This is a genomic window from Streptomyces sp. NPDC007929, assembly GCF_042959065.1.
In the GTDB taxonomy this organism is placed as follows: Bacteria; Actinomycetota; Actinomycetes; order Streptomycetales; family Streptomycetaceae; genus Streptomyces.
On record NZ_JBIBKD010000008.1, the window covers coordinates 143,875 to 169,383 of the forward strand.

Annotated in this window: 22 protein-coding genes; 5 read left to right on the top strand and 17 right to left on the bottom strand. The window is 71.2% G+C overall.

The annotated features are described in order from the left end of the window. Nucleotides 1-5: 5 nt before the first annotated feature. The 6 genes from rplS to ACFZDE_RS26765 all read right to left on the bottom strand — a co-directional run bounded on the left by rplS (nt 6) and on the right by ACFZDE_RS26765 (nt 3,506). On the bottom strand, nt 6-356 hold the full coding sequence (gene rplS / locus ACFZDE_RS26740) for a 50S ribosomal protein L19 (RefSeq protein WP_030852073.1): 351 nt from the start codon (nt 354-356) through the stop codon (nt 6-8). 136 nt (nt 357-492) lie between these two features. Continuing rightward, the gene (gene trmD / locus ACFZDE_RS26745; protein WP_391203974.1) at nt 493-1,326 is read right to left on the bottom strand and encodes a tRNA (guanosine(37)-N1)-methyltransferase TrmD; all 834 of its coding nucleotides are present in this window, start codon (nt 1,324-1,326) and stop codon (nt 493-495) included. Continuing rightward, nucleotides 1,326-1,868: a ribosome maturation factor RimM gene (gene rimM / locus ACFZDE_RS26750; protein ID WP_391203976.1), complete on the bottom strand. Its 543-nt coding sequence runs from the start codon at nt 1,866-1,868 to the stop codon at nt 1,326-1,328. Before rimM ends, trmD begins: the two co-directional genes overlap by 1 nt. An 82-nt stretch (nt 1,869-1,950) precedes the next feature. Then, the gene (locus tag ACFZDE_RS26755; protein ID WP_003973401.1) at nt 1,951-2,190 is read right to left on the bottom strand and encodes an RNA-binding protein; all 240 of its coding nucleotides are present in this window, start codon (nt 2,188-2,190) and stop codon (nt 1,951-1,953) included. Nucleotides 2,191-2,192: 2 nt separating this feature from the next. Continuing rightward, the gene (gene rpsP, locus ACFZDE_RS26760) at nt 2,193-2,609 is read right to left on the bottom strand and encodes a 30S ribosomal protein S16 (protein ID WP_030852064.1); all 417 of its coding nucleotides are present in this window, start codon (nt 2,607-2,609) and stop codon (nt 2,193-2,195) included. A gap of 294 nt (nt 2,610-2,903) precedes the next feature. After that, nucleotides 2,904-3,506: a hypothetical protein gene (locus ACFZDE_RS26765; protein ID WP_031107038.1), complete on the bottom strand. Its 603-nt coding sequence runs from the start codon at nt 3,504-3,506 to the stop codon at nt 2,904-2,906. Nucleotides 3,507-4,129: 623 nt separating this feature from the next. On the opposite strand from ACFZDE_RS26765, the gene ACFZDE_RS26770 reads away from it, so the two are divergent. Then, nucleotides 4,130-4,984: a methyltransferase domain-containing protein gene (locus tag ACFZDE_RS26770; RefSeq protein ID WP_391203979.1), complete on the top strand. Its 855-nt coding sequence runs from the start codon at nt 4,130-4,132 to the stop codon at nt 4,982-4,984. Nucleotides 4,985-5,062: 78 nt separating this feature from the next. On the opposite strand, the gene ffh is transcribed toward ACFZDE_RS26770, so the two are convergent. The 5 genes from ffh to ACFZDE_RS26795 form a co-directional block, all read right to left on the bottom strand. After that, the gene (ffh, locus tag ACFZDE_RS26775; RefSeq protein ID WP_391003920.1) at nt 5,063-6,613 is read right to left on the bottom strand and encodes a signal recognition particle protein; all 1,551 of its coding nucleotides are present in this window, start codon (nt 6,611-6,613) and stop codon (nt 5,063-5,065) included. Nucleotides 6,614-6,694: 81 nt separating this feature from the next. Next, nucleotides 6,695-9,142, bottom strand: coding sequence for a [protein-PII] uridylyltransferase (locus ACFZDE_RS26780; RefSeq protein WP_391203982.1), 2,448 nt, complete (start codon nt 9,140-9,142; stop codon nt 6,695-6,697). 42 nt (nt 9,143-9,184) lie between these two features. Further along, entirely contained in the window at nt 9,185-9,523 is a 339-nt protein-coding gene (locus tag ACFZDE_RS26785; protein WP_030231663.1) for a P-II family nitrogen regulator, read from the bottom strand. Beyond that, nucleotides 9,520-10,860: an ammonium transporter gene (locus ACFZDE_RS26790; RefSeq protein ID WP_391203985.1), complete on the bottom strand. Its 1,341-nt coding sequence runs from the start codon at nt 10,858-10,860 to the stop codon at nt 9,520-9,522. The genes ACFZDE_RS26785 and ACFZDE_RS26790 overlap by 4 nt, the downstream gene beginning before the upstream one ends. Before the next feature lie 338 nt (nt 10,861-11,198). Then, nucleotides 11,199-12,695, bottom strand: coding sequence for a hypothetical protein (locus ACFZDE_RS26795; protein WP_391203988.1), 1,497 nt, complete (start codon nt 12,693-12,695; stop codon nt 11,199-11,201). Between the two features lie 445 nt (nt 12,696-13,140). Between ACFZDE_RS26795 and ACFZDE_RS26800 the strand changes: the two genes are divergently transcribed. Next, a complete protein-coding gene (locus tag ACFZDE_RS26800) occupies nt 13,141-13,806 on the top strand; it encodes a bifunctional DNA primase/polymerase (RefSeq protein ID WP_391203991.1) in 666 nt (221 codons plus the stop codon). A 109-nt stretch (nt 13,807-13,915) separates the two neighbouring features. Here the strand turns inward: ACFZDE_RS26800 and ftsY are convergent, their stop codons facing one another. Then, on the bottom strand, nt 13,916-15,115 hold the full coding sequence (gene ftsY / locus ACFZDE_RS26805; RefSeq protein ID WP_391203994.1) for a signal recognition particle-docking protein FtsY: 1,200 nt from the start codon (nt 15,113-15,115) through the stop codon (nt 13,916-13,918). A 150-nt stretch (nt 15,116-15,265) separates the two neighbouring features. Between ftsY and ACFZDE_RS26810 the strand changes: the two genes are divergently transcribed. Then, nucleotides 15,266-16,237, top strand: a complete 972-nt coding sequence (locus tag ACFZDE_RS26810; protein WP_391003933.1) for an LLM class flavin-dependent oxidoreductase — start codon at nt 15,266-15,268, stop codon at nt 16,235-16,237. A gap of 277 nt (nt 16,238-16,514) precedes the next feature. On the opposite strand, the gene ACFZDE_RS26815 is transcribed toward ACFZDE_RS26810, so the two are convergent. The 4 genes from ACFZDE_RS26815 to ACFZDE_RS26830 all read right to left on the bottom strand — a co-directional run bounded on the left by ACFZDE_RS26815 (nt 16,515) and on the right by ACFZDE_RS26830 (nt 22,811). Then, the gene (locus ACFZDE_RS26815; protein ID WP_391003935.1) at nt 16,515-17,933 is read right to left on the bottom strand and encodes a sugar porter family MFS transporter; all 1,419 of its coding nucleotides are present in this window, start codon (nt 17,931-17,933) and stop codon (nt 16,515-16,517) included. Nucleotides 17,934-18,156: 223 nt separating this feature from the next. After that, on the bottom strand, nt 18,157-21,735 hold the full coding sequence (gene smc / locus ACFZDE_RS26820) for a chromosome segregation protein SMC (RefSeq protein WP_391203997.1): 3,579 nt from the start codon (nt 21,733-21,735) through the stop codon (nt 18,157-18,159). 212 nt (nt 21,736-21,947) lie between these two features. Further along, nucleotides 21,948-22,151 (bottom strand): hypothetical protein, encoded by a 204-nt coding sequence (locus tag ACFZDE_RS26825; protein WP_030852030.1) that lies wholly within the window; start codon nt 22,149-22,151, stop codon nt 21,948-21,950. 378 nt (nt 22,152-22,529) lie between these two features. After that, entirely contained in the window at nt 22,530-22,811 is a 282-nt protein-coding gene (locus tag ACFZDE_RS26830; protein ID WP_190902770.1) for an acylphosphatase, read from the bottom strand. 161 nt (nt 22,812-22,972) lie between these two features. Here ACFZDE_RS26830 and ACFZDE_RS26835 point away from each other — a divergent pair, with 161 nt between their 5' ends. Both ACFZDE_RS26835 and ACFZDE_RS26840 read left to right on the top strand, forming a co-directional pair. Continuing rightward, complete coding sequence (locus ACFZDE_RS26835; RefSeq protein WP_391204000.1) at nt 22,973-24,160, top strand: CAP domain-containing protein; 1,188 nt, start codon at nt 22,973-22,975, stop codon at nt 24,158-24,160. Nucleotides 24,161-24,253: 93 nt separating this feature from the next. After that, entirely contained in the window at nt 24,254-24,652 is a 399-nt protein-coding gene (locus ACFZDE_RS26840) for a winged helix-turn-helix transcriptional regulator (protein WP_391204003.1), read from the top strand. Here ACFZDE_RS26840 and mutM read toward each other — a convergent pair. After that, nucleotides 24,642-25,502, bottom strand: a complete 861-nt coding sequence (gene mutM, locus ACFZDE_RS26845) for a bifunctional DNA-formamidopyrimidine glycosylase/DNA-(apurinic or apyrimidinic site) lyase (RefSeq protein ID WP_391204006.1) — start codon at nt 25,500-25,502, stop codon at nt 24,642-24,644. The genes ACFZDE_RS26840 and mutM overlap by 11 nt on opposite strands. Nucleotides 25,503-25,509: the final 7 nt, after the last annotated feature.

The following is a 25,509-nucleotide window of genomic DNA, read 5'->3' on the forward strand; positions in this document are numbered from 1 at the left end:
AGCGCTCAGTTCTCGCGCTTCTCCTTGATCTTCGCGGCCTTGCCGCGCAGCTCGCGCAGGTAGTACAGCTTGGCGCGGCGGACGTCACCCTTGGTGACGAGCTCGATCTTCTCGACGATCGGGGTGTGCACCGGGAAGGTGCGCTCGACGCCGACGGAGAAGGAGACCTTGCGGACCGTGAAGGTCTCGCGCACGCCGGAGCCCTGGCGACGGATCACAACGCCCTTGAACTGCTGCACACGGGAGCGGTTGCCCTCGATGACGCGGACGTGGACGTTGACGGTGTCGCCCGGACGGAAGGCGGGGACGTCGCTGCGCAGCGACGCGGAGTCGACGGTGTCGAGCAGGTGAGACATTTCGTCTGCTTTCCTCGCTGATGCCACAGGTCATCAACGGAAACTAGGTGTTTCAGGAGTGGGTGTGTGCGGGTCGGGGCGGACGTCGTCTCCCCCTGTGGCAGGGGCGCACGCCGGACGGACGCACAACAGCTGGCTATTCTTCCACGCCGTCGGTCCTGCGCCAAAATCGGCCGTACGGCTCCCCCGCCGGGTCGGGTGCCCAGCCGAGGATGGAGAGCATCTCGCGGTCCTTCTTGTCGAAGGCCTTGGGGTCGCACCGCTCGATCAGGTCGGGCCGGTGGGCGGTCGTGCGCTTCAGGGCCTCGTCGCGGCGCCAGCGGGCGATCTTGCCGTGGTGGCCGCTGAGCAGCACCTCGGGGATGTCCCGGCCGCGCCACTCGGGCGGCTTGGTGTAGACGGGCCCTTCCAGCAGGCTCGCCATGGCGCCGGGCGCGAAGGAGTCGTCGCGGTGGGACTCGGCGTTGCCCAGGACGCCGGGCAGCAGCCGCGCCACGGCCTCCGTGACGACCAGGACGGCCGCCTCGCCGCCGGCCAGCACATAGTCGCCGATGGACACCTCGTAGACCGGCATCCGGGTCGCGTACTCGTCGACGACACGGCGGTCGATGCCCTCGTAGCGGGCCGGGGTGAAGATCAGCCAGGGTCGCTCGGAGAGCTGGACGGCGAGTTCCTGGGTGAAGGGGCGGCCGCTGGGGGTGGGCACGATCAGGGCGGGCGCCCTGGAGCCCGTTTCGTAGCCGTCGGCGAGGACGGAGTCCAGGGCGTCCCCCCAGGGCTCGGTCTTCATGACCATGCCGGGGCCACCGCCGTAGGGGGTGTCGTCGACGGTGTTGTGCCGGTCGTAGGTCCAGGAACGCAGGTCGTGGACGTGCACGTTCAGCTGTCCGCGCGCGCGTGCCTTGCCGACGAGGGAGACGTTCAGCGGTTCCAGGTACTCGGGGAAGATCGTGACGACGTCGAGGCGCATCAGGACTCTTCCCGGCTGGAGGCGATCTCGGCGCGGTCGTCGATCAGGCCCGGCGGCGGGTTGATGACGGCCTTCTGCTCCTCGAGGTCGATCTCGGTGACGATCTCCTCGACGAAGGGGATCATCACCTCGCTGCCGTCGGGGCGCTCCACGATGAAGAGGTCCTGCGAGGGCAGGTGGGAGATCTCCGTGATCCGGCCGACCTCGGTGCCGTCCGCGGTGACCACGTCGAGGTCCATGAGCTGGTGGTCGTAGTACTCGTCCTCGTCCTCGGGCCGTTCCTCCGGGTCGATCTCGGCGATCAGGAGGGTGTTGCGCAGGGCCTCGGCGCCGGTGCGGTCGCTGACGCCCTCGAAGCGCAGCAGGAGGCGGCCGCTGTGGACGCGGCCCGTCTCGATGGTGAGGGGTCCCGCGGATGCGGGATCGGTGGTGAGTACGGCGCCGGGGCCCAGCCTCAGCTCCGGCTCGTCGGTCCGTACCTCGACGGTGACCTCACCCTTGATGCCATGGGCACGGCCGATCCGTGCGACTACCAGCTGCACGTGTGCGATCTCCTGTCATACGACTGCGGGCCGGGGACGGCCCTCAGGCCTTCCCCGGCCCGAGCCGGTTACGCGAATAGCGTCAGCGGACGTGGTCCACGTCGACGAGGTCGACGCGGACGCCTCGACCGCCGATGGCGCCCACGACGGTGCGCAGGGCGCGTGCGGTGCGGCCGTTGCGGCCGATCACCTTGCCGAGGTCGTCCGGGTGGACCCGGACCTCGAGCACGCGGCCGCGGCGCAGGTTGCGCGAGGCGACCTGCACATCGTCAGGGTTGTCGACGATGCCCTTCACGAGGTGCTCGAGAGCCTCCTCGAGCATGCTCAGGCCTCGGTCGAAGCGGACTCGGCGGCCTCGTCCTTCTTCTCGGCCTTCTTCTTCTGGGTGATCGCCTCACCCTTGCCCTCGTCGTCGCCGCCGATGGCCTCGAAGGACGGACGCGCCGCCTTCTCGGGCTGCGTCAGCAGCGGAGCCGGGGCGGGCTCGCCCTTGAACTTCTGCCAGTCGCCGGTCTTCTTGAGGATGGCCATCACGGGCTCGGTCGGCTGGGCGCCGACACCGAGCCAGTACGCCACGCGCTCGGCGTCGACCTCGATCACCGACGGGTTGTACGTCGGGTGGTACTTGCCGATCTCCTCGATGGCCCGGCCGTCACGGCGGGTACGGGAGTCGGCGACGACGATGCGGTAGTGAGGCGAACGGATCTTGCCCAGACGCTTCAGCTTGATCTTGACTGCCACGGGAGTGGGTTCTCCTGGTTTTGACGTGGTTGGGCACGGCGGAAATGCCGCGTGGGGATTTGCGGTACCCGAGTGCCCGATGGACGCGTCAGCCGGAGGCGAGAGGGTTCCTGTGCGACTGTCGAGTACAGCTAGCCATTGTGCCACACCCCGCGGGCCGCTCAGGGCCCGGGCCCCTGGCCACGGTGCGGGCATGCCGAGAGCGCACCCGGCGTGAGTGGGGTACGTCGGGTGCGCGTCACGGCCCGAGCCCTGCGCCATGGACCGGCAGCCACGAGTTGCCGGTGCGAGGCTTCAGCTCGCGACCGCTCCCACCACGTCCGGGATCCGGAACGGCTTGCCGCAGCCGCCGCAGACGATGGGGGCCTGGGCCAGCACCGACGGGACGACGCGGACGTTGCGGCCGCAGTCGCAGACGGCCTTGACGCGTACGCCACCACCGGAGGAGCCGTGCCGGGCGGCCGGTCCCCGGAACGTGCGGGAGGTGTCGGAGGAGGTCGCGGCGGTGTGGGCCTTCAGGGCGCGCTGGAGACGCTCCATCGTCGGGCGGTAGCGCCGCTTCGCCTCGGGGGTGAGCGTGACCAGCGAGAAGCCGCTGCTGGGATGCGGTTCCTCGGGGTGGTCCAGGCCCAGCTCCTCGGCGATCGCGAGGAATCTGCGGTTGTGGTAGCGGCCGGCACGGGAGGTGTCGCGGACGCCGCGCGAGGCGGCGATGCCATGGACTGCCTCATGGAGCAGTCGCTCGAAGGAGAGCTCGTGACCGCACGCGGACGACGACTCCCCGATCAGGGACTCTGGCGCGGCAAGGTCGGGCAACTCGGGGTGGTACCGCTGAATATCGGCCCACGCCTGTGCCAGCTCTGCGGCGAGTACAGGTGGTGTCTGTGTCGTGCTCACGTAATGACAACGAGCCGGGGTGCCCCAGTGTTCCGATTCCGGGGCATCCCAAATAATTTGCACGTACCCGTCAGTTGCCTCTGATGCGTCCCGAGGAGGGCGGGTGCGCAGATCTGTGGATAAGCCTCACAGCTCACCACAAGGTGGTGCGTAGTCCCGCGTACGCCCGTCCGTCTCCCGTCACCACCCCAACGGGGCTCCCCGGGGCACCCTCCCGGGCGGTGCGGGGGCCGTGTCCGCGCGCTGGTCCGGCGGAAGGAGGCTGACGCGCAAGGGGCGTTTCGGCCGCCTCGCGCCTCGTGCGGCAGGCGCCGAGCGCGGTGCCCTCATCCCAGTCAGCGCCTGCGACGCCCGCGACGTTACCGGGTGGCTCCTCGGCGCCCGGCACCGGCCCGTCCCCGGCGCCCGGCACCACCCCGTCCCGACGCGGACTCGCGGCGCCCGCGTTGCCGGGATGTGAAATCTCGCCATAGGCACATGACATCTCACAAGCCCTGCCGCATTCCACTGGACGACAGGTCGAGGGGGGAGTTTCCTGGCATACGGGGGTAGTGCGAGCGCACTGTCACGGGGGCCATGTAATCGGGCAAGAGGCAACTCTCGGCGGATTGGGGCGCTTACTTATGACACCTGTGCTCGTGCGGCAGCACCTGCCTCACGCGGGGGCCGAACCCCGTGTGGACCTGCGTGCACGCGCGCGTGACTGGTCCGAGATCCAGGAGCGGATGCTCGTGCCGCTCTACGAGGCCGTCTACGAGCGACTGGAAGTGGGTCCCGCCACGCGGCTGCTCGGCCTCGGCTGCGGTTCCGGGCTCTCCCTGCTGATGGCCGCCGCCCGGGGAGCGGCGGTCACCGGTGTCGACGTCTCCCCCGAAAGAATGTCCCTGGCGCGGGAGCGGCTGCTGCCCGAGCCGCCGGGCACGCGTGCGCGGCCGGAGATCCGGCTGGTCGACGGCTCGCCCCGGGACACCGCGGCGCCGGGCACCGCGGGGTACACCCTGGTGACCGCCTTCGAGCCGATCGGGTGCCTGGCGGGCGACTCGGAGGGGCTGGGCGGACTGCTCGCGGAGGCGGCCCCGCTCGCCCAGCGCGGTGGGGCCGTGGTGCTGGCCGGCTGGGGTCCTCCGGAGCGGTGCGCCACGGCGTCCGTGATGCGGGTGGCCACGAAACTGGCGGAGCCGCTGCGCCATACGGGCAGCTGGCGTCCGGCGCGCCGCGACGACCTGGAGGACGTCGCCGAGCGGGCCGGTCTCAAGCCGGACGGGTCGGGGCGGGTGGCGTGTCCCTTCGGGTACGCCGACGTGGACAGCGCGGTACGCGGCCTGAAATCGACGGGGCTGTTCGACGCGGCGATGGCGGCGACGGACCAGGTGCAGGTGGACAAGGAGCTGACCGAGGCCCTGCATCCGCACCAGCGGCAGGACGGGACGGTGTGGATGCCGAACGTGTTCCGGTACCTGATCGCCCGGACGCCCTGAGACCACCGGCCGCCCGCACACCACTGAGGGCGCCCCCTGTCTCGGCAGGGGGCGCCCTCGGTGCGGCTCGGTCGGGCGTCAGCCCATGAACTTCTTGAACTCGTCGGGGAGTTCGAAGTCCTTGCCGCCCTGCTGGGGCAGACCGAAGGCGCCGCCGCCCTCGGCCGCGGCGGCCCGGCGGGCGGCCTCCTCCTGCTCCTGCTGCTTGCGCTTCATCGGGTTGCCGGAGCGCTGCTTGCCCTTGGCCTTCTTCGGCTGCTTCTTGCTGCGGCCGGGGCCGCCGCCCATGCCCGGCATGCCGGGCATCCCGGGCATGCCGCCGCCCTGGGCCATGCGGGACATCATCTTGCGGGCCTCGAAGAACCGCTCGACCAGGTTCTTGACCGCGCTGACCTCGACGCCGGAACCCCGGGCGATACGGGCGCGGCGCGAGCCGTTGATGATCGTCGGCTCCTGGCGCTCGGCCGGGGTCATCGACTTGATGATGGCGGCCGTGCGGTCGACGTCCCGCTCGTCGAGGTTGTTGATCTGGTCCTTCATCTGGCCCATGCCCGGGAGCATGCCGAGCAGCTTGGAGATGGAGCCCATCTTGCGGACCTGCTCCATCTGGGCCAGGAAGTCGTCCAGGGTGAAGTCCTGGCCCTTCTTGGACGCCAGCTTGGAGGCCATCTTCTCGGCCTCTTCCTGGCTGAACGTCTTCTCCGCCTGCTCGATCAGGGTGAGGAGGTCACCCATGTCGAGGATGCGGGAGGCCATCCGGTCAGGGTGGAAGGCGTCGAAGTCGTCGAGCTTCTCGCCGTTGGAGGCGAACATGATCGGCTTGCCGGTGATCTGCCGGATCGACAGGGCGGCACCACCGCGGGCGTCACCGTCGAGCTTGGAGAGCACCACGCCGTCGAAGCCGACGCCGTCGCGGAAGGACTCGGCGGTGTTGACGGCGTCCTGGCCGATCATCGCGTCGACGACGAACAGGATCTCGTCCGGGGAGACGGCGTCGCGGATGTCCGCGGCCTGCTGCATCATCTCCTGGTCGATGCCGAGGCGGCCGGCGGTGTCCACGATCACGATGTCGTGGACCTTGGACTTGGCGTGCTCGATGGAGTCCTTGGCGACCTTGACCGGGTCACCGACGCCGTTGCCCGGCTCCGGCGCGTAGACGCTGACGCCCGCGCGGTCGGCGACGACGCTCAGCTGGTTCACGGCGTTGGGGCGCTGGAGGTCACAGGCGACCAGCAGCGGGGAGTGGCCTTGCTCCTTGAGCCAGCGGCCGAGCTTGCCCGCGAGGGTGGTCTTACCGGCACCCTGCAGACCCGCCAGCATGATCACGGTGGGCGGCTGCTTGGCGAAGCGCAGCCGCCGGGTCTCGCCGCCGAGGATGGTGACGAGCTCGTCGTTGACGATCTTGAGGACCTGCTGGGCGGGGTTCAGCGCCTTGCTGACCTCGGCACCGAGGGCGCGCTCCTTGACGTTCTTGATGAACGTCCGGACGACAGGAAGGGCCACGTCCGCTTCAAGGAGCGCGATCCGGATCTCGCGCGCCGTGGCGTCGATGTCCGCCTCGGAGAGCCGTCCCTTGCCGCGCAGGTTCTTGAAGGTCGCTGAGAGGCGATCGGAAAGAGTATCGAACACGGCGCTCGCGGTCCTCAGGGTCGGTGGCTACAGGGAATCGCCCTACAGGGTATCCCGGCGTGACAAGTCGCCGGGTCGGCCTCACCCACGCAGTGTCTCCTCCAGCTTCCGTGCCACCGACGCCGCCTCGTCCCCGGGCAGCGGCGCGCCCTCCGGGCCGGTCACGTAGAAGGCGTCGACGGCGTTGGCGCCGAGGGTCGAGACATGCGCGCTGCGCACCCGCACGCTCGCGTCCTCCAGGGCGCGGCCGATGCGGAACAGCAGGCCGGGGGCGTCCTGGGAGCGGACCTCGATGACCGTGGCCAGCCGGGAGGCGGCCGGGTGGACGGACACCCGGGCCGCGGGGGCGACGACGCCCCGGCGGCGCGGATAGGCCGCGTCCCGCTCGGCGAGGCGGCCGGCGATGTCCAGGGAGCCGTCCAGGGCCCGGACCAGGTCCGAGCGCAGCCGGGCGGCCTGCGGCAGCGAGCCGTACTCGGCGGCGACCCGCCAGTCCAGCAGCAGGACGGAGCCGTCGACACCGTCCGGGAGGTGCAGGGAGCGCAGCTCGGCGGTGCGGACGGTCAGCCGGTGCATGGCGAGGACCCCGGCCACCGCGGGCAGCACCCCGGGCTGGTCGGGTACGGCGATGAGCAGCTCCACGCCCAGCGGCTCGGGGGCGCCGGACGGCTCTTGACCGGCGGGTGGCTCGGTCTGGGCCCGCAGGGAGAGCACCGGGCTGCCCGTCGCGGCCGCCTCCAGGGCGAGCCGCTCCTGCTCGGCGGTGGGCGCGGCCTCCTCGGGTTCGTCCGGGGTGTCGCCCGCGAGCACCGCCGAGACGCGTTTGACCAGGTCGGCGACGAGCGAGCCGCGCCAGGACGACCAGGCGGCCGGGCCGGTGGCGAGCGCGTCGGCCTCGGTGAGCGCGTGCAGCAGCTCCAGGGTGCCCTGGGAGCCGACGGCCTCGGCGACGGAGCGCACGGTGGCCGGGTCCTCCAGGTCGCGCCGGGTGGCGGTGTCGATGAGCAGCAGGTGGTGCCGTACGAGGGTGGCGACGACGGTCACGTCGTGGCGGTCGAAGCCGATCCGGGCGGCGACGTCCTTGGCGATGATCTCGCCGGCCACGGAGTGGTCGCCGGGCCAGCCCTTGCCGATGTCGTGCAGCAGCGCGGCGACCAGCAGCAGGTCGGGGCGGCTGACCCGGCGGGTGAACTCGGAGGCGCGCACCGCGGTCTCGATCAGGTGCCGGTCGACGGTCCACAGGTGCACGGCGTTGCGCTGCGGGCGGCAGCGGACGCGCTCCCAGTCGGGCAGCAGCCGGGTGATCAGCCCCTCGGCCTCCAGCGCCTCCCACACCTCGATGGTGGGGCGTCCCGAGCCGAGCAGGGTGACGAGCTGTTCGCGGGCCTCGGCGGGCCAGGGCGTGGGCACCGGGCGCACGGTGGCCGCGAGGCGCCGCACGGCGTGCAGGGAGAGCGGGAGTCCGGCCTGTGCGGCGGCGGCCGCGGCACGCAGTGGCAGCACGGGGTCGCGCTCGGGGCGCGCGGCACGGGCGAGCACCACCTCGCCGTCCTGCTCCACCACGCCCTCGGCCAGCGGGGAACGCTCACCGGCGGGTTTGCCGCCGCCCAGCATGGCGCGCAGCCGGGGCCGCACGGCGCGCGAGCGCAGGACGCGTCCCACTTCGCGCCAGGTGACGTCACTGGCGTAGGAGACGAGCCGCGCGGCCTCGTAGACCTGCCGCAGCAGGGTGTCCGCGTCGAGCAGGCCGAGCTCGGCGGCCACCTGGTCCTGTTCCTGGAGGGCGAGGCGGTCGGTGGCACGCCCGGTGGCCAGGTGCAGGGCGTCCCGGACGTCGAGGAGGCGGCGCCGGGCGTCGGCGAGGCCCTCGCGCGGGGCGTCGGCGAGCCAGGAGGCGGCGACGGCGCGCAGCGCGGTGGCGTCCCGCAGCCCGCCGCGGGCCTCCTTCAGATCGGGTTCCAGCAGGTACTGCAACTCGCCCTGGCGCTCGGCGCGTTCGGCGCACAGTTCCTGGAGTTCGGGGAGGCGCTTGGGCGCCTGGTTGCGCCAGTCGGCCAGGACGGCCGTGCGCAGCGACGCGGTGAGGCCGAGGTCGCCGGCGATGTGCCGGGCGTCCAGCAGGCCGAGCTGCACCTTGAGGTCCTCGCCGGCGGTCTTGCGGGCCTCGGCCGGTGTGCGCACGGAGTGGTCGAGGTCCAGGCCGAGGTCCCAGACGGGGTACCAGAGCCGGTCGGCGAGGGTCGCGACGGCCTTGGGGTCGCCGCCGTCGTGCAGCAGGAGCAGGTCGAGGTCGCTGCGCGGGGACAGCTCGCCCCGTCCGTAGCCGCCGACGGCGACCAGGGAGGCGCCGCGCAGCCCTTCGGCGCCCGCGGCGAACAGGCCGGTGAGCCACTGGTCCGTGAGGTCGGCCAGGGCCGCACGGCGCGGCGGCCCGGACCGCGTCTCCTCGGTGAGGAGACGCAGCCGGGCCGCCGCGTAGCCGCTGGGTCCCGAGTCCTCTGCTTCCTTCTGCACGTCCGTACCCGTCACCCAGTGGCTCCTGTTCCGTTCGTCTGCCCGAGTAGTCCGGCCTCAGAGCGCGTCGGGGCCGCGCTCGCCGGTCCTGACCCGTACGGCCGTCTCGACCGGGATCGACCAGACCTTGCCATCACCGATCTTGCCGGTGCGGGCCGCCTTGACCACGACGTCGATCAGCTGCTCGGCGTCGTCGTCCTCGACCAGGACCTCGATGCGGATCTTGGGGACCAGGTCGACGGTGTACTCGGCGCCCCGGTAGACCTCGGTGTGGCCCCGCTGCCGACCGTAGCCGCTGGCCTCGGTGACCGTCAGGCCGTGTACTCCGAAGGCCTGCAGGGCCTCCTTGATCTCGTCGAGCCGGTGCGGCTTCACGACGGCCGTGATGAGCTTCATGCGTCCACCTTCTTGCTCGCGCCCGCGGCGACCGGGGCCGTGGCGGCGGTCTTGGCGGCACCGCCACCGGCGCCGCTGAAGTCGTATGCGGTCTCGGCGTGCTCGGCCTGGTCGATGCCGGCGATCTCGTCGTCCTCGGGGACCCGCATGCCCAGGGTCTTGTCGAGGATGAAGGCGAGGATCGCGGAGACGACCAGGGAGTAGGCCAGCACCGCGAAGACACCGGCGCACTGCTTCCAGAACTGGGTCAGGCCGCCGCCGTAGAAGAGGCCCTCGACGGTGGACTGGCCCTTGCCGCTGGCGAAGAGGCCGATCAGCAGGGAGCCCGCGATACCGCCGACCAGGTGGACGCCGACGACGTCGAGGGAGTCGTCGTAGCCGAACTTGTACTTCAGGCCGACGGCCATGGCGCACAGCACACCGGCGATGGCGCCGACCGCGATCGCGCCGAGCGGGGAGACCGCGCCGCCGGCCGGGGTGATGGCGACCAGGCCCGCGACGGCGCCGGAGGCGGCACCGAGCGTGGTGAAGGCGCCGTGGCGGATCTTCTCGTAGATGAGCCAGGCCAGCATGGCGGCGCCGGTGGCGACCTGCGTGTTGACGAACATCAGCGCGCCGACGCCGTCATCGTTGCCGAGCCAGGAGCCGGCGTTGAATCCGAACCAGCCGAACCACAGCAGACCGGCGCCGAGCATGACCAGCGGCAGGCTGTGCGGGCGCATCGGGTCCCTCTTGAAGCCGACGCGCTTGCCGATGACGAGGATCACGCCGAGCGCTGCGGCACCGGCGTTGATGTGCACCGCCGTACCACCGGCGAAGTCGATGACGCCGAGCTCGAAGGCCCAGCCGCCGGCGCCCCAGACCCAGTGCGCGACCGGGAAGTAGACGACCGTGGCCCACAGGGCGATGAACAGCGCCCAGGCGCTGAACTTCACGCGGTCCGCGAGGGCGCCGCTGATCAGGGCGGGCGTGATGATCGCGAACATCAGCTGGAAGACCAGGAACACGAAGACCGGGATGGTGTAGCCCGGCCACAGTTCCGTCAGGCCGATGTTGCCGAGGCCGACCCAGTCGGAGTTCCAGCCGATGAGGCTGCCGGAGTCGGTGCCGAACGCCATGGAGAAGCCGTACAGCACCCACAGGATGGTGACGATCCCCAGGCTGATGAAGCTCATCATCAGCATGTTCAGGGTGCTCTTGACCCGGACCATGCCTCCGTAGAAGAAGGCCAGACCCGGGGTCATGAGCATCACCAGGGCGGAACAGATGAGCATGAACCCTGTGTTCGCGGCAGAGAGCTTGGGAGCCTCTGCGGCAAGGGTGATGGCTGGTGCCATCGGCGTCTCCTCGTCATGTGTACGGCCCCGTGCGGGCGAAGCCTCGAAGCGGATTGAGGGGCGGGCCGGTTATGCGCCACGAGATTGGCGCAGCGCGGTTTCGGTCGAAGCCCCTCGTTGTTTCGCGACCGTGACGAAGGCGCCTGCTGTGTTACGCGTCGATGAACTGCCGGATCGCGGGCGCTCTGATCGTTATCGTGGCGCAACCTTCGGCTTTCGGACAGCCGGGGGAACACAGACCGGCCGCGGTCGGCCTTCCGATGACCTGGCATGGGGGAGCCGAGTCGGGCAGTTCGGGAAGGCCGGCCGCGGCCGGGGTTCTGGGGTGGTGCGGTGTGTCAGACCGCCTCGGCGGTCTCGGGCAGCTCGGCGGAGAGCCGCTCGGTGAGGTCGACGACCTCGCCCAGGTCTCCGAAGTCGCGGGCGGCGGTGTCGACCGTCTTGCGGATGCGGGTGTTGACGCGCTCGGAGCGGACCTTCTTGGCGACCTGCATGGCCTCGGTGGCGAAGACCGTGCTCCGCTCGGGCTCGCGCTGGAGGAGGTGGACGGTGGCCATGCCGATGAGGTTCAGCGCGTACGAGCGCTGGTGCTCGTCGTCCTCGGCGAAGAGCTCGACCGCCCTGTTCATCAGGGGTTCGGCCAGCGAGGCGTAGGTGGGGCTGCGCCCGGCGACATAGGCCAGGTCGCGGTAGGAGTGGGAGTTCTCGCCGTACAGCTCGGCCTCGGAGAAGAAGCGGATCCAGTCGGGGTCCGGCTCGTCCCACTCGTCGGCCTCGGCGAAGGTGTCCTCGGCCATCCGGACCGCCCGCTTGCACTTGCCGGGCTGCCCCATGTTGGCGTAGGCGCGGGCCTCCATCGCATACAGCATCGACTGGGTGCGCGGACTCGCGCAGTCCCGGCTGCCGTACTGCGCGAGGTGGATCAGCTCCAGCGCGTCATCGGGCCGGCCGAGGTGGATCATCTGGCGGCTCATGCTGGACAGCACGTACGAGCCCAGGGGCCGGTCACCCGCCTCCTTGGCGGCGTGCAGCGCGAGGACGAAGTACTTCTGCGCGGTCGGCTGGAGCCCGATGTCGTACGACATCCAGCCGGCCAGCTCGGCGAGTTCGGCGGCGACCTTGAACAGGCGGCGGGTGGTGGACTCCGGCTGGGGCTCCTGGAGGAGGTCGGTCACCTCGTGCAGCTGTCCGACGACGGCCTTGCGGCGCAGACCTCCACCGCACTGGGCGTCCCACTGCCGGAACATCACCGTCGTGGACTCCAGGAGGTCCAGCTCCGGCTTGGAGAGGCGGCCGCGGGCGCGCCCGGAGCCGCCCGCGGGCTCGGGCTCGGACCTCGGGGCCGCGGGCGAGGGGACGAGCCAGCGCTGCATGGGCTCGATGAGGGCCGGGCCCGCGGACAGCACCAGCGAGCTCCCGAGGAAGCCGCGCCGCGCCAGCATCAGGTCGCTGCGCGAGAACTCGCTGAGCAGGGCCACGGTCTGCGGGCCCGTCCAGGGCAGGTCGACGCCGGTGGCGGAGGGTGACTGGCGTGCGGTGCGCAGCCCCAGGTCCTCGACGGAGACGACGACCCCGAAGCGCTCCGAGAACAGCTCGGACAGGATCCTGGGGATCGGCTCGCGGGGGTTCTCACCGTCGAGCCAGCGGCGCACCCGCGAGGTGTCCGTGGAGATGTGGTTGGCGCCCAACTGGCGTGCCCTGCGGTTGACCTGGCGGGCCAGCTCGCCCTTGGACCAGCCGCTGCGCACGAACCAGGAGGTGAGCAGCTCGTTCGGGCGCTTGTCAGCGTGCGTCGCGCCCGCAGCGTTCGTTCCGCTTCCGCCGTTGCCGCTCACTGGAACGCCCCCATCCCTGAGACCACTTGTCGCCGAGTGCGCCAAGCCCTATCAGCATGCCGCCTCGTACGGCCGTCCGTCCGGCCCTTGTCACCCTTCGAACGGAATGACGACTTGCCTCCGGCATACCCACGAGCGCATGTGCTCCCAGGGCTCGTGCACACAAAGTAATCCTACGATCACCCGTCCAGCCACGGCTCACACGGAAACGCCACCATTCGCCACCCCTTCGAATGAACTCACGTACGGCTACGCACGATTCACTTGACACAGCACGACCAGGAGCGGGTGCAGCGATGCATTCGGGGGCGCGCGTCGTCGGGCACGCCACCCTGGGCACATCCGGGCGCTGAATGAACCGACCGTCGCCGGGAAGGCGGAAACGGAGAGTCACGCATCGCGTCCGCAGCGTAACCAGCGCTGCGTCGGACCCGTTGGAGGGGGCATGGGCTTCACGATCGGCATCAGCCGGGGCATGCGCGACATCCGGACCGGCTCACGCCGCCGCGGCCGTACGTCGGACGGCACGGCGGTGGCCGAGTACACCGGACTGTGGGGCTGGGACGTGGTGCCGGGCGCCCGCGCTTCGGCGGGTGCCTGTTCCTGCGGCCATGGCGACTGCCCGGCGCCGGGCGCGCACCCGCTGGACTTCGCGCCGGTCCTCGCGGCCGGGGCCACGCTGGACGACGTGACGCGGGCGTGGGGTGAGTTCCCCGGCGCCTCGGTGATGCTTCCGGTCGGCCGGGCGTTCGACGTCATCGAGGTGGCCGAGCCCGCCGGCTGCCGCGCGCTCGCCCGGCTGGAGCGCATGGGCCTGCCCGTCGGCCCGGTCGCGGCGACCCCGGACGGCCGCGCCCACTTCTTCGTCGCCCCCGGCGCCGCCGCCGACCTGCCCGGCCTGCTGTACCGCATGGGCTGGGACGATCCGGACTCCCTCGACCTGCGCGGCCTCGGCCCGGGCGCGCACATCACGGCGCCGCCCTCCGACCGGGGCGGTCTCGGCCCGGTGCGCTGGCTCCGCTCCCCCGCCCTGGACTCGGCGTCCCGCCCGCCGGAGGCCCGTCTGGTGCTGGGCACGCTGGCGTACGTGGCCCACCGGTCGCGGGCCTGATCACCGCGGCGACGCGCACGGCGAAGCGCCCGGCCCCGGCTGATTCCGGGGGCGGGCGCTTCGCCGAACAGATACGACTTCCGTACGTGGGTCTCGGTGGGTGCCGAGCTCACTCTCCGATAAGGGCGTCAACGAACGCCTCCGGCTCGAACGGCGCCAGGTCGTCCGCGCCCTCACCGAGCCCGATGAGCTTGACCGGGACGCCCAGCTCGCGCTGGACCGCGACCACGATGCCGCCCTTGGCCGTGCCGTCGAGCTTGGTCAGCACGATGCCGGTGATGTCGACGACCTCGGAGAAGACCCGGGCCTGGACCAGGCCGTTCTGGCCGGTGGTGGCGTCCAGGACGAGGAGCACCTCGTCGACGGGGGCGTGCTTCTCCACGACCCGCTTGACCTTGCCGAGCTCGTCCATGAGGCCGGTCTTGGTGTGCAGACGGCCGGCGGTGTCGATGAGCACGACGTTCGCGCCCATCTCCTTGCCCTCCTTGACCGCGTCGAAGGCCACGGACGCCGGGTCGCCGGCCTCCGGACCGCGCACGGTGTGGGCGCCGACACGCTCGCCCCAGGTCTGGAGCTGGTCGGCGGCGGCGGCACGGAAGGTGTCGGCGGCACCGAGGACGACGCTCTGACCGTCGGCCACCAGGACCCGGGCGAGCTTGCCGGTGGTGGTGGTCTTGCCGGTGCCGTTGACGCCGACGACCATCACGATGCCCGGCTTGCGGTCCTCCGGCTCGGTCTTGACCGTGCGGTCCATGTCCCGGCCGACCAGCGTGATCAGTTCCTCACGCAGCAGGGTGCGCAGTTCGTCGGGGGTGCGGGTGCCGAGCACCTTCACACGCGCACGCAGCCGCTCGACCAGCTCCTGGGTGGGCTGCACACCGACGTCGGCGGTGAGCAGCGTGTCCTCGATCTCCTCCCAGGTGTCGTCGTCGAGGTGCTCGCGCGACAGCAGGGTGAGCAGGCCCTTGCCGAGGGCGTTCTGCGAGCGGGAGAGCCGGGTCCGCAGCCGGACCAGGCGGCCGGCGGTGGGTTCCGGGATCTCGATCTCGGGCGCTTCGGCGGGCGGCTCCTCGACTACGACCGGAGCCGAGCCGTCCGGGAGATCCACCTCCTCTATCGTGCGCCGCGGTTCCTCCCGCGGCGTCTCGGCCTCGTCGCCGACGTGCGGCTCGGCCGGTGGGGCGGTGATGTCGGGCGCGGCGGGCGGGGGCGGGGGCAGCTGCTTCTTGCGCCGGCTGCCGACGATGAGCCCGCCGAGCGCGCCGAGCACGACCACGGCGATGACTACAGCAAGGATGACGATGTCCATAACGCGTCCAGTATCGGCCATGGGGCCCCGGGTCACCCTGCTCGCACCGCGCCGGAGGGCCGGGCGCCGCCGGATCTCCACACCCCTGGATGTCTGACGCATCGTCAGCTAACGTCCCCCGGACACCCGCCGGTGGAGGGAGACGCCCCCATGCCCGTCACGGTCGCACGCTTCAACCTCGTCGCCCCCGGGGCGCCCCCCGCCGAGCTCGCCGCCCGCTACCGGGCGGCCCTGGAGATGGCCGCGTACGCCGACGACCGGGGCGTGAGCACCGTGCAGACGGAGGAGCACCACGGGGCGGAGAACAACTGGCTGCCCTCGCCCTTCGCCTTCGCGGCGGCCGTCTTCGGCGCCACCCGGCGGATCGCGGTCACCGTCTCGGCGATCATCGGCCCACTGCACGACCCGCTGCGGCTGGCGGAGGAGATCGCCGTGCTGGACCTGCTGAGCCACGGCCGGCTGGTGACGGTCGCCGGGATCGGGTACCGGCCCGAGGAGTACGACCTCTTCGGCGTGGACTTCGCCCGGCGCGGCGCGCTCCAGGACGAGCTGCTGGAGACCCTGCTGAAGGCGTGGACCGGCGAGCCGTTCCCCTACCGCGGCCGCACCGTCCGCATCACCCCACGTCCTCTCACCGATCCGCACCCCCTGCTCCTGGTCGGCGGCTCCTCCCGGGCCGCCGCCCGCCGCGCCGCCCGGCTCGGCCTGCCGTTCTTCCCCAGCGCGCACCTGCCGGAGCTGGAGGCGTACTACAAGGAGCTGCTGGTCGAGTACGGCACCGAGGGCTGGGTGATGATGCCCGCCGCCGAGACGCCCCTGCTGCACGTGGCCGAGGACCCGGACCGGGCCTGGGCGCGGTACGGGCGGCACTTCCTGCACGAGGCGCGGACGTACGCCTCCTGGCAGTCGGGCGCGGTGCGCTCGGCGGTGAAGTCGGCGGCGACGACGCTCGATGACCTGCGCACGGAGGGCGTGTACCGGATCCTCACCCCGGACGAGTGCGTGGAACTCGGCCTCGACTCCTACGTCCTGCATCCACTGGCGGGCGGAATGCCGGTGGAGGAGGGGTGGCGAAGCCTGCGACTGTTCTGCGAGCAGGTGCTGCCACGACTGGAGGGCTGACGGACGGCTGACGGCTGACGGGCATGGATGTGCCGGCTTCGAGTCCTGGCGCCGGACGGTGTGGGGGTCGGAGCCGGTGCGCGTACGGGGCGCCCGGTTCCTGCCGACACCGACCTGGAGATCGAGGCCGGGGACGTCGCGGAGTTCCTGCGCGAGGTGGCGCTGAGACGACAGACCGCCGCCCCGGCTCGGGCAGTGGCCGAACCGGGGCGGCGGCGGGTTACGGGGAGAGGGGCAGCGGGGACTTTGGCCCTTCTCCCCGAGTCTCGGGACGGGTCTAGCCCATCTCCTCCAGGGCCTTGCCCTTCGTCTCCTTGACGAACTTCAGGACGAACGGGATCGAGAGCGCGGCGAACGCGGTGTAGATCACGTACGTCACGGAGAGGTTCCAGTCGGCCAGCGACGGGAAGCTCGCGGTGATGGCCCAGTTGGCGATCCACTGCGCGGCGGCGGCCACGCCCAGCGCGGCGGCACGGATCCGGTTGGGGAACATCTCGCCGAGCATGACCCAGACGACCACACCCCACGACAGGGCGAAGAAGAGGACGAAGACGTGCGCGGCGATCAGGGCGATCCAGCCCTGCGCGGCGGGCAGCCTGCCGTCGACGAGGGGGTGCGAGAACGCCCAGGCCTCCAGGGCCAGGCCGACGACCATGCCCACCGAGCCGATGATGGCCAGCGGCCTGCGGCCCACCCGGTCGACGAAGATCATGGCGATGACGGTGCCGACGATGTTGATGATCGACGTGGTGAAGGAGTAGAAGAACGAGTCCGCCGGGTCGACGCCGACCGACTGCCACAGCGTCGAGGAGTAGTAGAACGCGACGTTGATGCCGACGAACTGCTGGAAGACCGACAGGCCAATGCCGACCCAGACGATCGGCTTGAAGAAGAAGCTGCCACCGAGCAGGTCCTTGAAGCTGGACTTGTGCTCGCTCTTCATGGCGCCCTCGATCTCGGCGACACGGGCGTTCAGGTCGACGTTCTTGCCCTCGACCTCGGCGAGGATCTCCCGGGCGCGCTCGTGCTTGCCCACGGAGATGAGGAAGCGCGGGGACTCGGGGATGGCGAAGGAGAGCAGCCCGTAGAGGACGGCCGGGACGACCATGACGCCGAGCATGACCTGCCAGGCCTCCAGGCCCATCAGCTTGCCGCGCTGGTCACCGTCGGCGGCGTTCAGCAGGCCCCAGTTGACCAGCTGCGACACGGCGATGCCGATGACGATCGCCGCCTGCTGGAAGGAGCCGAGCCGGCCGCGGTAGGCGGGCGGGGCGACCTCGGCGATGTAGGCCGGGCCGATCACGGAGGCCATGCCGATGGCGAAGCCGCCGACGACGCGCCAGAAGGCGAGGTCCCACAGGGCGAACGGCAGCGCCGAGCCGACGGCGCTGACCGTGAAGAGCACCGCGGCGATCTGCATGCACCGGATACGGCCGATGCGGTCGGCTATCCGGCCGGCGGTGGCCGCGCCGACGGCGCAGCCGATCAGGGCGATGGCGATGACCTGGGCCAGGGCCGCGGAGCCTACGTCGTAGCGGTCGCGGATGGCTTCGACGGCGCCGTTGATCACGGAGCTGTCGTAGCCGAAGAGGAATCCGCCCATCGCGGCCGCCGCCGCGATGAAGATGACGTGCCCGAGATGATCGGGGTGAGCCGTCCTGGCTCCTGACTTGGGTGCCTGCGCTGTGCTGGTCACGTGTACTCCTCGGGCCACCGGCAACGCCGCCGGAGGGGGTCAGCCCTTCGAGGTGCCACCTGAAGGTACCTGAAGGTAAAAGGAACGTTGCCGAGACTATGCCTTCAAGTTTCGAAGTCAATAGGCCAATCGCTTTAGATCTGAGGCAGGAGTGTGGCGGGTATGTGTTCAAGTATTGAAGTCTTGAAGAGCCGCAGGTGAGACCGGTGTAGAGCACACCTATCTAGCGGAGGCGCTGGCTGATGACCTTCGACACACCGTCGCCCTGCATGGAGACGCCGTAGAGCGCGTCGGCGACCTCCATCGTGCGCTTCTGGTGGGTGATCACGATCAGCTGGGAGGCTTCCTGCAGCTCCTGCATGATCCGGATCAGCCGCTGGAGGTTGGTGTCGTCGAGGGCGGCCTCGACCTCGTCCATGACATAGAACGGACTGGGCCGCGCCTTAAAGATCGACACCAGCATCGCCACCGCGGTCAGCGACCGCTCGCCGCCCGAGAGCAGCGACAGTCGCTTGACCTTCTTGCCCGGCGGCCGGGCCTCGACGTCCACGCCCGTGGTGAGCATGTTGTCGGGGTCGGTCAGGATCAACCGCCCCTCGCCGCCGGGGAACAGCCGGCTGAAGACGCCCTCGAACTCCCGGGCCGTGTCGCGGAACGCCTCGGTGAAGACCTGCTCGACGCGCTCGTCGACCTCCTTCACCACCTGGAGGAGGTCCGCCCGCGTCTTCTTGAGGTCTTCCAGCTGCTCGCTGAGGAACTGGTGGCGTTCCTCCAGCGCCGCGAACTCCTCAAGGGCGAGCGGGTTCACCTTGCCGAGCTGCTGGTAGGCACGCTCGGCGGCCTTGAGGCGCTTCTCCTGCTCGCCCCGGAGATACGGCCGGGGCCGGTTGCGCGGGTGCTCCGGGTCCTCCGGCAGCTCCTCACCCTCGGCGGGGGGCGAGGGCGGCACGAGCTGGTGCGGTCCGTACTCCGCCACCAGCCCGGCCGGCTCGACACCCAGCTCCTCCAGCGCCTTGGTCTCCAGCTGCTCGATGCGCAGCCGCTTCTCGGCGCCGAGTACCTCGCCACGGTGGACCGAATCCGTCAACTTGTCGAGCTCGGCCTTGAGATCGCGCCCTTCGGTGCGGGCGCGGGCGAGTTCCTGCTCCCGGTGGGCTTTCGCGGCCTCGGCGGCGGCGCGCTCCTCGTCGGCACGGGCCAGGGAGACCTCGACGTGCGCGAGCAGCTGCCGCGCGCCCGCACCGACGGCCTCGGCGACGGCCGCCTCGTGCCGCAGCCGGGCCCGCCGCTGTTCGGCACGCGCGCGTGCCTCGCGTTCGGCACGGGCGGCCCGGTCCAGCGAATCGGCCCGACCGGCCAGTGCCTTGACCCGTTCCTCGTGCGTACGGGCCTGAAGGCGGGCCTCCATCTCGGTCTGGCGGGCGTTGGCACCGTCGGCGGCGAGCCGGTCCCGGGCGGCGGTGTCGGGCTCCTCCTCGATCGGCATCTCCTCGGCGACGGCGAGCCGCTCGGCGAGTTCCTCGACCTCTTCGAGCGCCCGGTCGAGGGCCTCCTGCGCCCGGGCCGCGGCGGCTGCGGACCGCTCGGCCTCCCCCGCGGCGCCCCGCGCCTGTCCGGCGAGACGGCCGAGCTGCTGGGCGACGGCCGACTTCTCCCGGTCGGCGGACCGGCGCCGCTCCCCCAGCTCCTCGACCAGGGCGGCACACTCATTGCGTCGCTCGACCGCCGCGTACTGCGTCTCACTGAGTGCCTCGCAGCGGACGGCCAGCTCCTCCAGCTCGGCCGCGGCCTCGTCGACCGAGGCCTGAACTTCCAGGAGGCTGGGTGCGCCGGCGGAGCCGCCGTGGGCGAAATGGGCGCCGAGGAGGTCGCCTTCGGCGGTGACCGCGGTGAAGTGGGGGTGGGAGTAGACGAGGTCTTCGGCGTCCTCCAGGGTGCTGACGACGACGATGCCGTGCAGCAGCCGTCGGACAGCCGGCATGAGGTCGGAGGGGCCGCGTACCAGGTCTGCGGCGTAGGTGTGGTGGGCGTCCGCAGGGCCGTTGTGGCTGGTCGCGCCGTTCCCCGCGCCCCTGAGGGGTTCTTCTCCCGCCAGGAGCAGGGTGGCCCTGCCTCCGTCCTGTTTGCGCAGGAGCCTGATCGCGTCGGCGGCCGACGACGGGCTGGTCACCGCGACCGCGTCCGCTGCCGCTCCGAAAGCCGCGGCGACCGCGACCTCGTGGCCCGGGGTCACCGTCAGCAGTTCCGCCGCCGGGCCGAGCAGGCCGGAGAGGCGGTCCTTGGCCGCGAGCAGTATTCCGGTGCCGTCCTTGCGGCGCAGGCCGAGGGCCAGGGCCTCGTGCCGGGCCTGGGTGGCGGCGCGCTTGCGCTCCGCCGCCGTGGCGGTCTCGCGGGCGGCGGTGAGAGCGGCTTCGGCGTCGGTGAGGCGCTGCTTGGCCGACTCGTACTGTTCGGCGAGGTCGGCGTCGCCGGCGTCGAGGCCGTCGACCTCGGCCTGGAGGGCCTCGTACTCCTCCTGGGCAGCCACGGCCCGTTCCTGCGCCTCGTCGCGGGCGGCGGCCAGGCGTTCGATCTCGGCCTGGGCCGAGGCCGCGCGGGAGCGGGCGGCGTTGACCTGTCCGCTGAGCCGGGCCAGGCCCTCGCGCCGGTCGGCGATGGCCCGGGCGGCGTCCTTCAGACGCCGTTCCTCCTGGACGAGCGCGCGTTCCAGCTCGGCGCGGTGGGCGACGGTGTCCTCCAGGGCGCGTTCGGCCGCTTCCAGGGCGGCCTCCAGCTCGGCTTCCTGCTCGCGGATGCGGGCGGCCTCGCGCTCCATGTCCTCGGGGTCGCGGCCGCGCCGCTCCTCAGGGGGCGCGGAGGTGGCGCTCTTCACGCGGGCGTCGGCGAGCGAGATCGTGCCGCGTACCCGTTCGGCGAGCTGGGAGAGCTCGTACCAGGTCTGCTGGGCTCGCTGGAGCCGCGGGGTGAGCCGGCGGACCTCGTCCTCCAGGAGGGCCTCGCGCTGCTGTGCCTTGCGCAGGTCCTGTTCGGCGGACTCCTTGCGCTCCTTCAGCGCGGCCTCGTCGGCGACCTCGGCCTTGAGGGCCTCCCGCAGCCGTACGAGGTCGTCGGCCAGCAGGCGCAGACGGGCGTCGCGCAGGTCGGCCTGGATGACGGCGGCCCGGCGGGCGACGGCGGCCTGGCGGCCGAGGGGCTTGAGCTGCCGTCGGAGCTCGTCGGTGAGGTCCTGCACGCGCGCGAGGTTGGCCTGCATCGCGTCCAGCTTGCGCAGCGCCTTCTCCTTGCGCTTGCGGTGCTTGAGGACGCCGGCGGCCTCCTCGATGAAGGCACGGCGGCCCATGGGATCGGCGTGCAGCACGGAGTCGAGCTGGCCCTGCCCGACGATCACGTGCATCTCGCGGCCGATGCCGGAGTCGGAGAGGAGTTCCTGGATGTCCAGGAGGCGGCAGGTGTCGCCGTTGATCTGGTACTCGCTGCCGCCGTTGCGGAACATGATCCGCGTGATGGTGACCTCGGCGTACTCGATGGGCAGGGCCCCGTCGGAGTTGTCGATGGTCAGGGACACCTCGGCGCGGCCCAGCGGGGGGCGGCCGGTGGTGCCGGCGAAGATGACGTCCTCCATCTTTCCGCCGCGCAGGGATTTGGCACCCTGCTCGCCCATGACCCAGCTGAGGGCGTCGACGACGTTGGACTTGCCCGAGCCGTTCGGTCCGACGACGCACGTGATCCCCGGCTCGAACCGGAGGGTGGTCGCCGAGGCGAACGACTTGAACCCGCGGAGGGTCAGGGCCTTGAGGTGCACGCCGCCGGACTCTACCGCCCGGGTTGGTCTCACTCCATGAACCCACGGTTTCGCCGTTGAACGCGCAGGGCACATCAGACGTTAAAGACGGTGAAAGGATGCGGGGGCAAGAAAGAAGGGACGCCGACAGGGCGTCCCTTGCACTTCTGACAACTAGGCGGTTGTGACGGGCGGCCCAACCACTGCTGTGCTGTTGTGGAGCGGTGCAGTGATCAGGTGAGCGCAGGCTCCGCCTGGTGTGCGTCAACGCTCTCCATGATCCTGTCGTGAGAAGCGGCAGCCGTCAGCGCTTCGTTCTCCGCCTGGATTCGTCCGAGTTCGGATTCCAGGTCCTGGACGCGCTGCTGGAGCCGTCGCATCTCGGCGAGGAGTCGCGGGTCGGAGCCGCCGACGTAACCGAGAAGCGCCTTTGCCATGATGGATGGTCCTCCACAATGCGTGACCGACCGCTGCGGTGTGGGTCGTGAGGGATTCGCACCCGCGGTCTTGGCAGGGCCTGGAGTTGTGCTGCCGTTCAGCCATGCCAAACAGCTAAGGTGCGCGGGGCTTTCAGCGTCTCACCAAAAAGTTTGACGGTCAACACGATCACGCCCCGTATTGGGGGGCGGCCCGGGCGCGCGCGGCCTGGAACGGCCGTACCGCGGCTTCTGCGGGGCCCTCGGGGCGTGGCGATCATCCTTGCGTGTGGAGCGGGCCAAGGCAAGCGGTTCTGGCAATCACCAGCGAGTTTCCGTTCGGGACGGCCTCCTGGGGCCTGTCCGCGGGTGGCCCCGGGGGCCGTCCGGCGGGAGTGATCAGCGAATGGCGAAGCCGTCGTAGCCGCCGCGAGGTGTGTCCCAGATCTCGGTGACACCGTCCACGCGTCCGGGCGTGTCGTCGCCGTGGAGCCACTCCAACAGCCCCTCGCAGCCCTCGCGCCCGCCCTCGGCGACCACTTGCACCCGACCGTCGCCCAAATTGAGAGCAAAGCCACTCAAGCCGCCGATCTCCAGCGCCTTGGCCCGCGTGAACCAGCGGAATCCCACGCCCTGGACGCGTCCGCGCACCCAGGCGACCAATCGCACATCCTCGCTCATGACTGCAACCTAACCGCCCAATGTCTCTCCGGGCACGTCCTCCACTTGCGCCATGCGGTACCGTCCCCCCTCAACGAATCTCATATGAAACTCACACGATCGAGTGAGTTTGGTGTTGATCTCGAGGACGAGTCGACCGCCAGGACGAGGAAGGCCAGGACATGGGACGCCACCGACGCTCGGACGCCGGACGCGCCGCCACGGGCCGCGCCACGGGAATCACCCACACCGACGGCTTCGCGGAGGGCCGCGATCCGCTGCACCCGACCGGGGACGACGCCCCGACGATGGGCATCGCGCCCTATCTGAACCCGGAGGCGTACGCCGGCACCTACGCGAAGAGCGAGGCCTACCTGTTCGGGGACGAGGCCTCCGCCGCGGGTGACCGCTACGACGACACGGCCGTCTTCGCGAGCGACGGGTTCGGGAGCGGCGGATTCGGCGGCGGTGGATTCGGTGGCGACGGGTTCGGGAGCGACGGCTTCACGCCGGACGGCGGCGTCCGGCGTGCCGGTTCGCACCGCCGTCGCAAGAAGACCGCCCGGCCGGTGCGGACCGGACTGCTCGGTGTCTCCGCCGCCGTCGCGCTCGGCACGGTCGCGGTCGCCACCGGCGCCGTGCCCGGCCTCGACAACTACAAGCTCGGCGGTGGCGGCGGGGCCGACAAGGTCCAGGCCGGGAACACGCCGACGAACACCCCGGTCGAGCAGGGCGGCACCTCCGGCAGCGCCGAGAACCGCGGCGAGGCGCCGACCAGCCGGGACACCGAGCGCTCCGGTTCGCCGTCGCCGTCCGCCTCGAAGTCCTCGGCCGCGCCGACGAAGACGCCCGAGAAGCCGGAGAAGACGCAGGAGAAGACCCCGGAGAAGAAGACGCCGGCGGCCACTCCGAGCGAGAAGCCGGACAGCACGCCCTCCCGTCCGGCCTCGAAGGCACCCCAGAAGCCCAGCGCCTCCGCCGCCCTGTCCGGCGAGTCCGCCGCCGCGGCCGAGGTCCTCAGCCTCGTCAACGAGGAGCGGGCGAAGGTGGGGTGCAGCCCGGTCGCCGCCAACAGCGCGCTGCGGGGGCTGGCCCAGAGCTACAGCGAGGACATGGCCGCGCGGGGCTTCTTCGACCACACCGACCCGGACGGCCGTACCCCCTGGGACCGGGCCGAGAAGGCCGGGATATCCAACCTCGGCGGCGAGAACATCGCCCGCGGCCAGGCCGACGCCGCGGCCGTGATGAACGCCTGGATGAACAGCCCCGGCCACCGCGCCAACATCTTGAACTGCGACTTCAAGACGCTGGGCGTGGGCGTGGAGCTCGGCTCCGGCGGCCCGTGGTGGACGCAGAACTTCGGCTACTGAGGCTGCCCCGGCCGCGCTGAGCTCGGCAGCCATGCACTAACCCGTAGTTAGCGCAACCTGTTGGTTAGCGCTGTCCTGGCGTAGGCTGGGAGCATGACCACCACCCCGGAGCGCACGGAAGGGCTCGACGACCTTCCGTACAACGTGTTCGCCAAGGCCTGTCCGTCGCGCGGCACGCTGGAGCACGTCATGGGCCGCTGGGGCGGCCTCACGCTCGGCGCCCTGCACGAGGGCTCGCTGCGCTTCAACGAGCTGCGCCGCCGGGTCGACGGGGTGAGCGAGAAGATGCTCTCCCAGACGCTGCACTCCCTGGAGCGCGACGGCCTCGTGCACCGCGAGGCCCAGCCGACCAACCCGCCCCGGGTGGACTACGAACTGACCCCGCTGGGACGCCAGGTGGCCGAACGGCTGCTCGCCCTGATCCACTTCGTGGAGGGCAGCATGGACGAGGTCCTGGCCGCGCGCGAGCGGTACGACTCCGCTAGGGCGTGATCCGCGGCGGCCGCTGGCACTTCGGGCAGTAGTAGCTCGACCGGTTCATCCATGGGCGCCGCCGCATGGGCGTGCCACAGCGCCGGCAGGGCAGACCCTCACGGCCGTACGCGTCGAGCGACCGGTCGAAGTAGCCCGACTCGCCGTTGACGTTGACGTACAGGCTGTCGAAGCTGGTGCCGCCCACGGAGAGGGCCGCGTTCATCACGTCCCGCACATGGCCCAGCAGCATCAGGGTGCGGGGGCGCGTGAACGTGGCGGTGGGGCGCTCGTAGTGGATGCGGGCGCGCCACAGGGCCTCGTCCGCATAGATGTTGCCGACGCCGCTGATCAGCGACTGATCCAGCAGGGCCCGCTTGATCGTGGACCGCTTGCGGCGCAGCGCCCGATGGAAGGCCTCGTCGTCGAAGAGCTCGTCGAGCGGGTCCCGGGCGATGTGCGCGATGACGTCGGGCAGACCGTCGGGGGTGGTCTCGTGCAGCGAGAGGCCGCCGAAGGTGCGCTGGTCGACGAAGCGCAGTTCGGTGTCCAGGGCATCGGTGAAGCGGACGCGGATGCGCAGGTGCTTCTCGTCGGGGGCGGTGTGCGGCTGCACCAGCAGCTGGCCGCTCATGCCGAGGTGGGCCAGGATCGACTGGTCCGTGTCCTCCAGGGGCAGCCACAGGTACTTGCCGCGGCGGCTGGGCACGCCGATGCGGTGGCCCTTCAGACGGTGCGCGAAGTCGTCGGCGCCGGCGAGGTGGCGGCGCACCGCGCGCGGGTGCAGCACCTCGGCCTCGGCGACGCTGCGGTGGGCGACCCACCGTTCGAGACCGCGCCGTACGACCTCGACCTCGGGCAACTCGGGCATGGGGTCC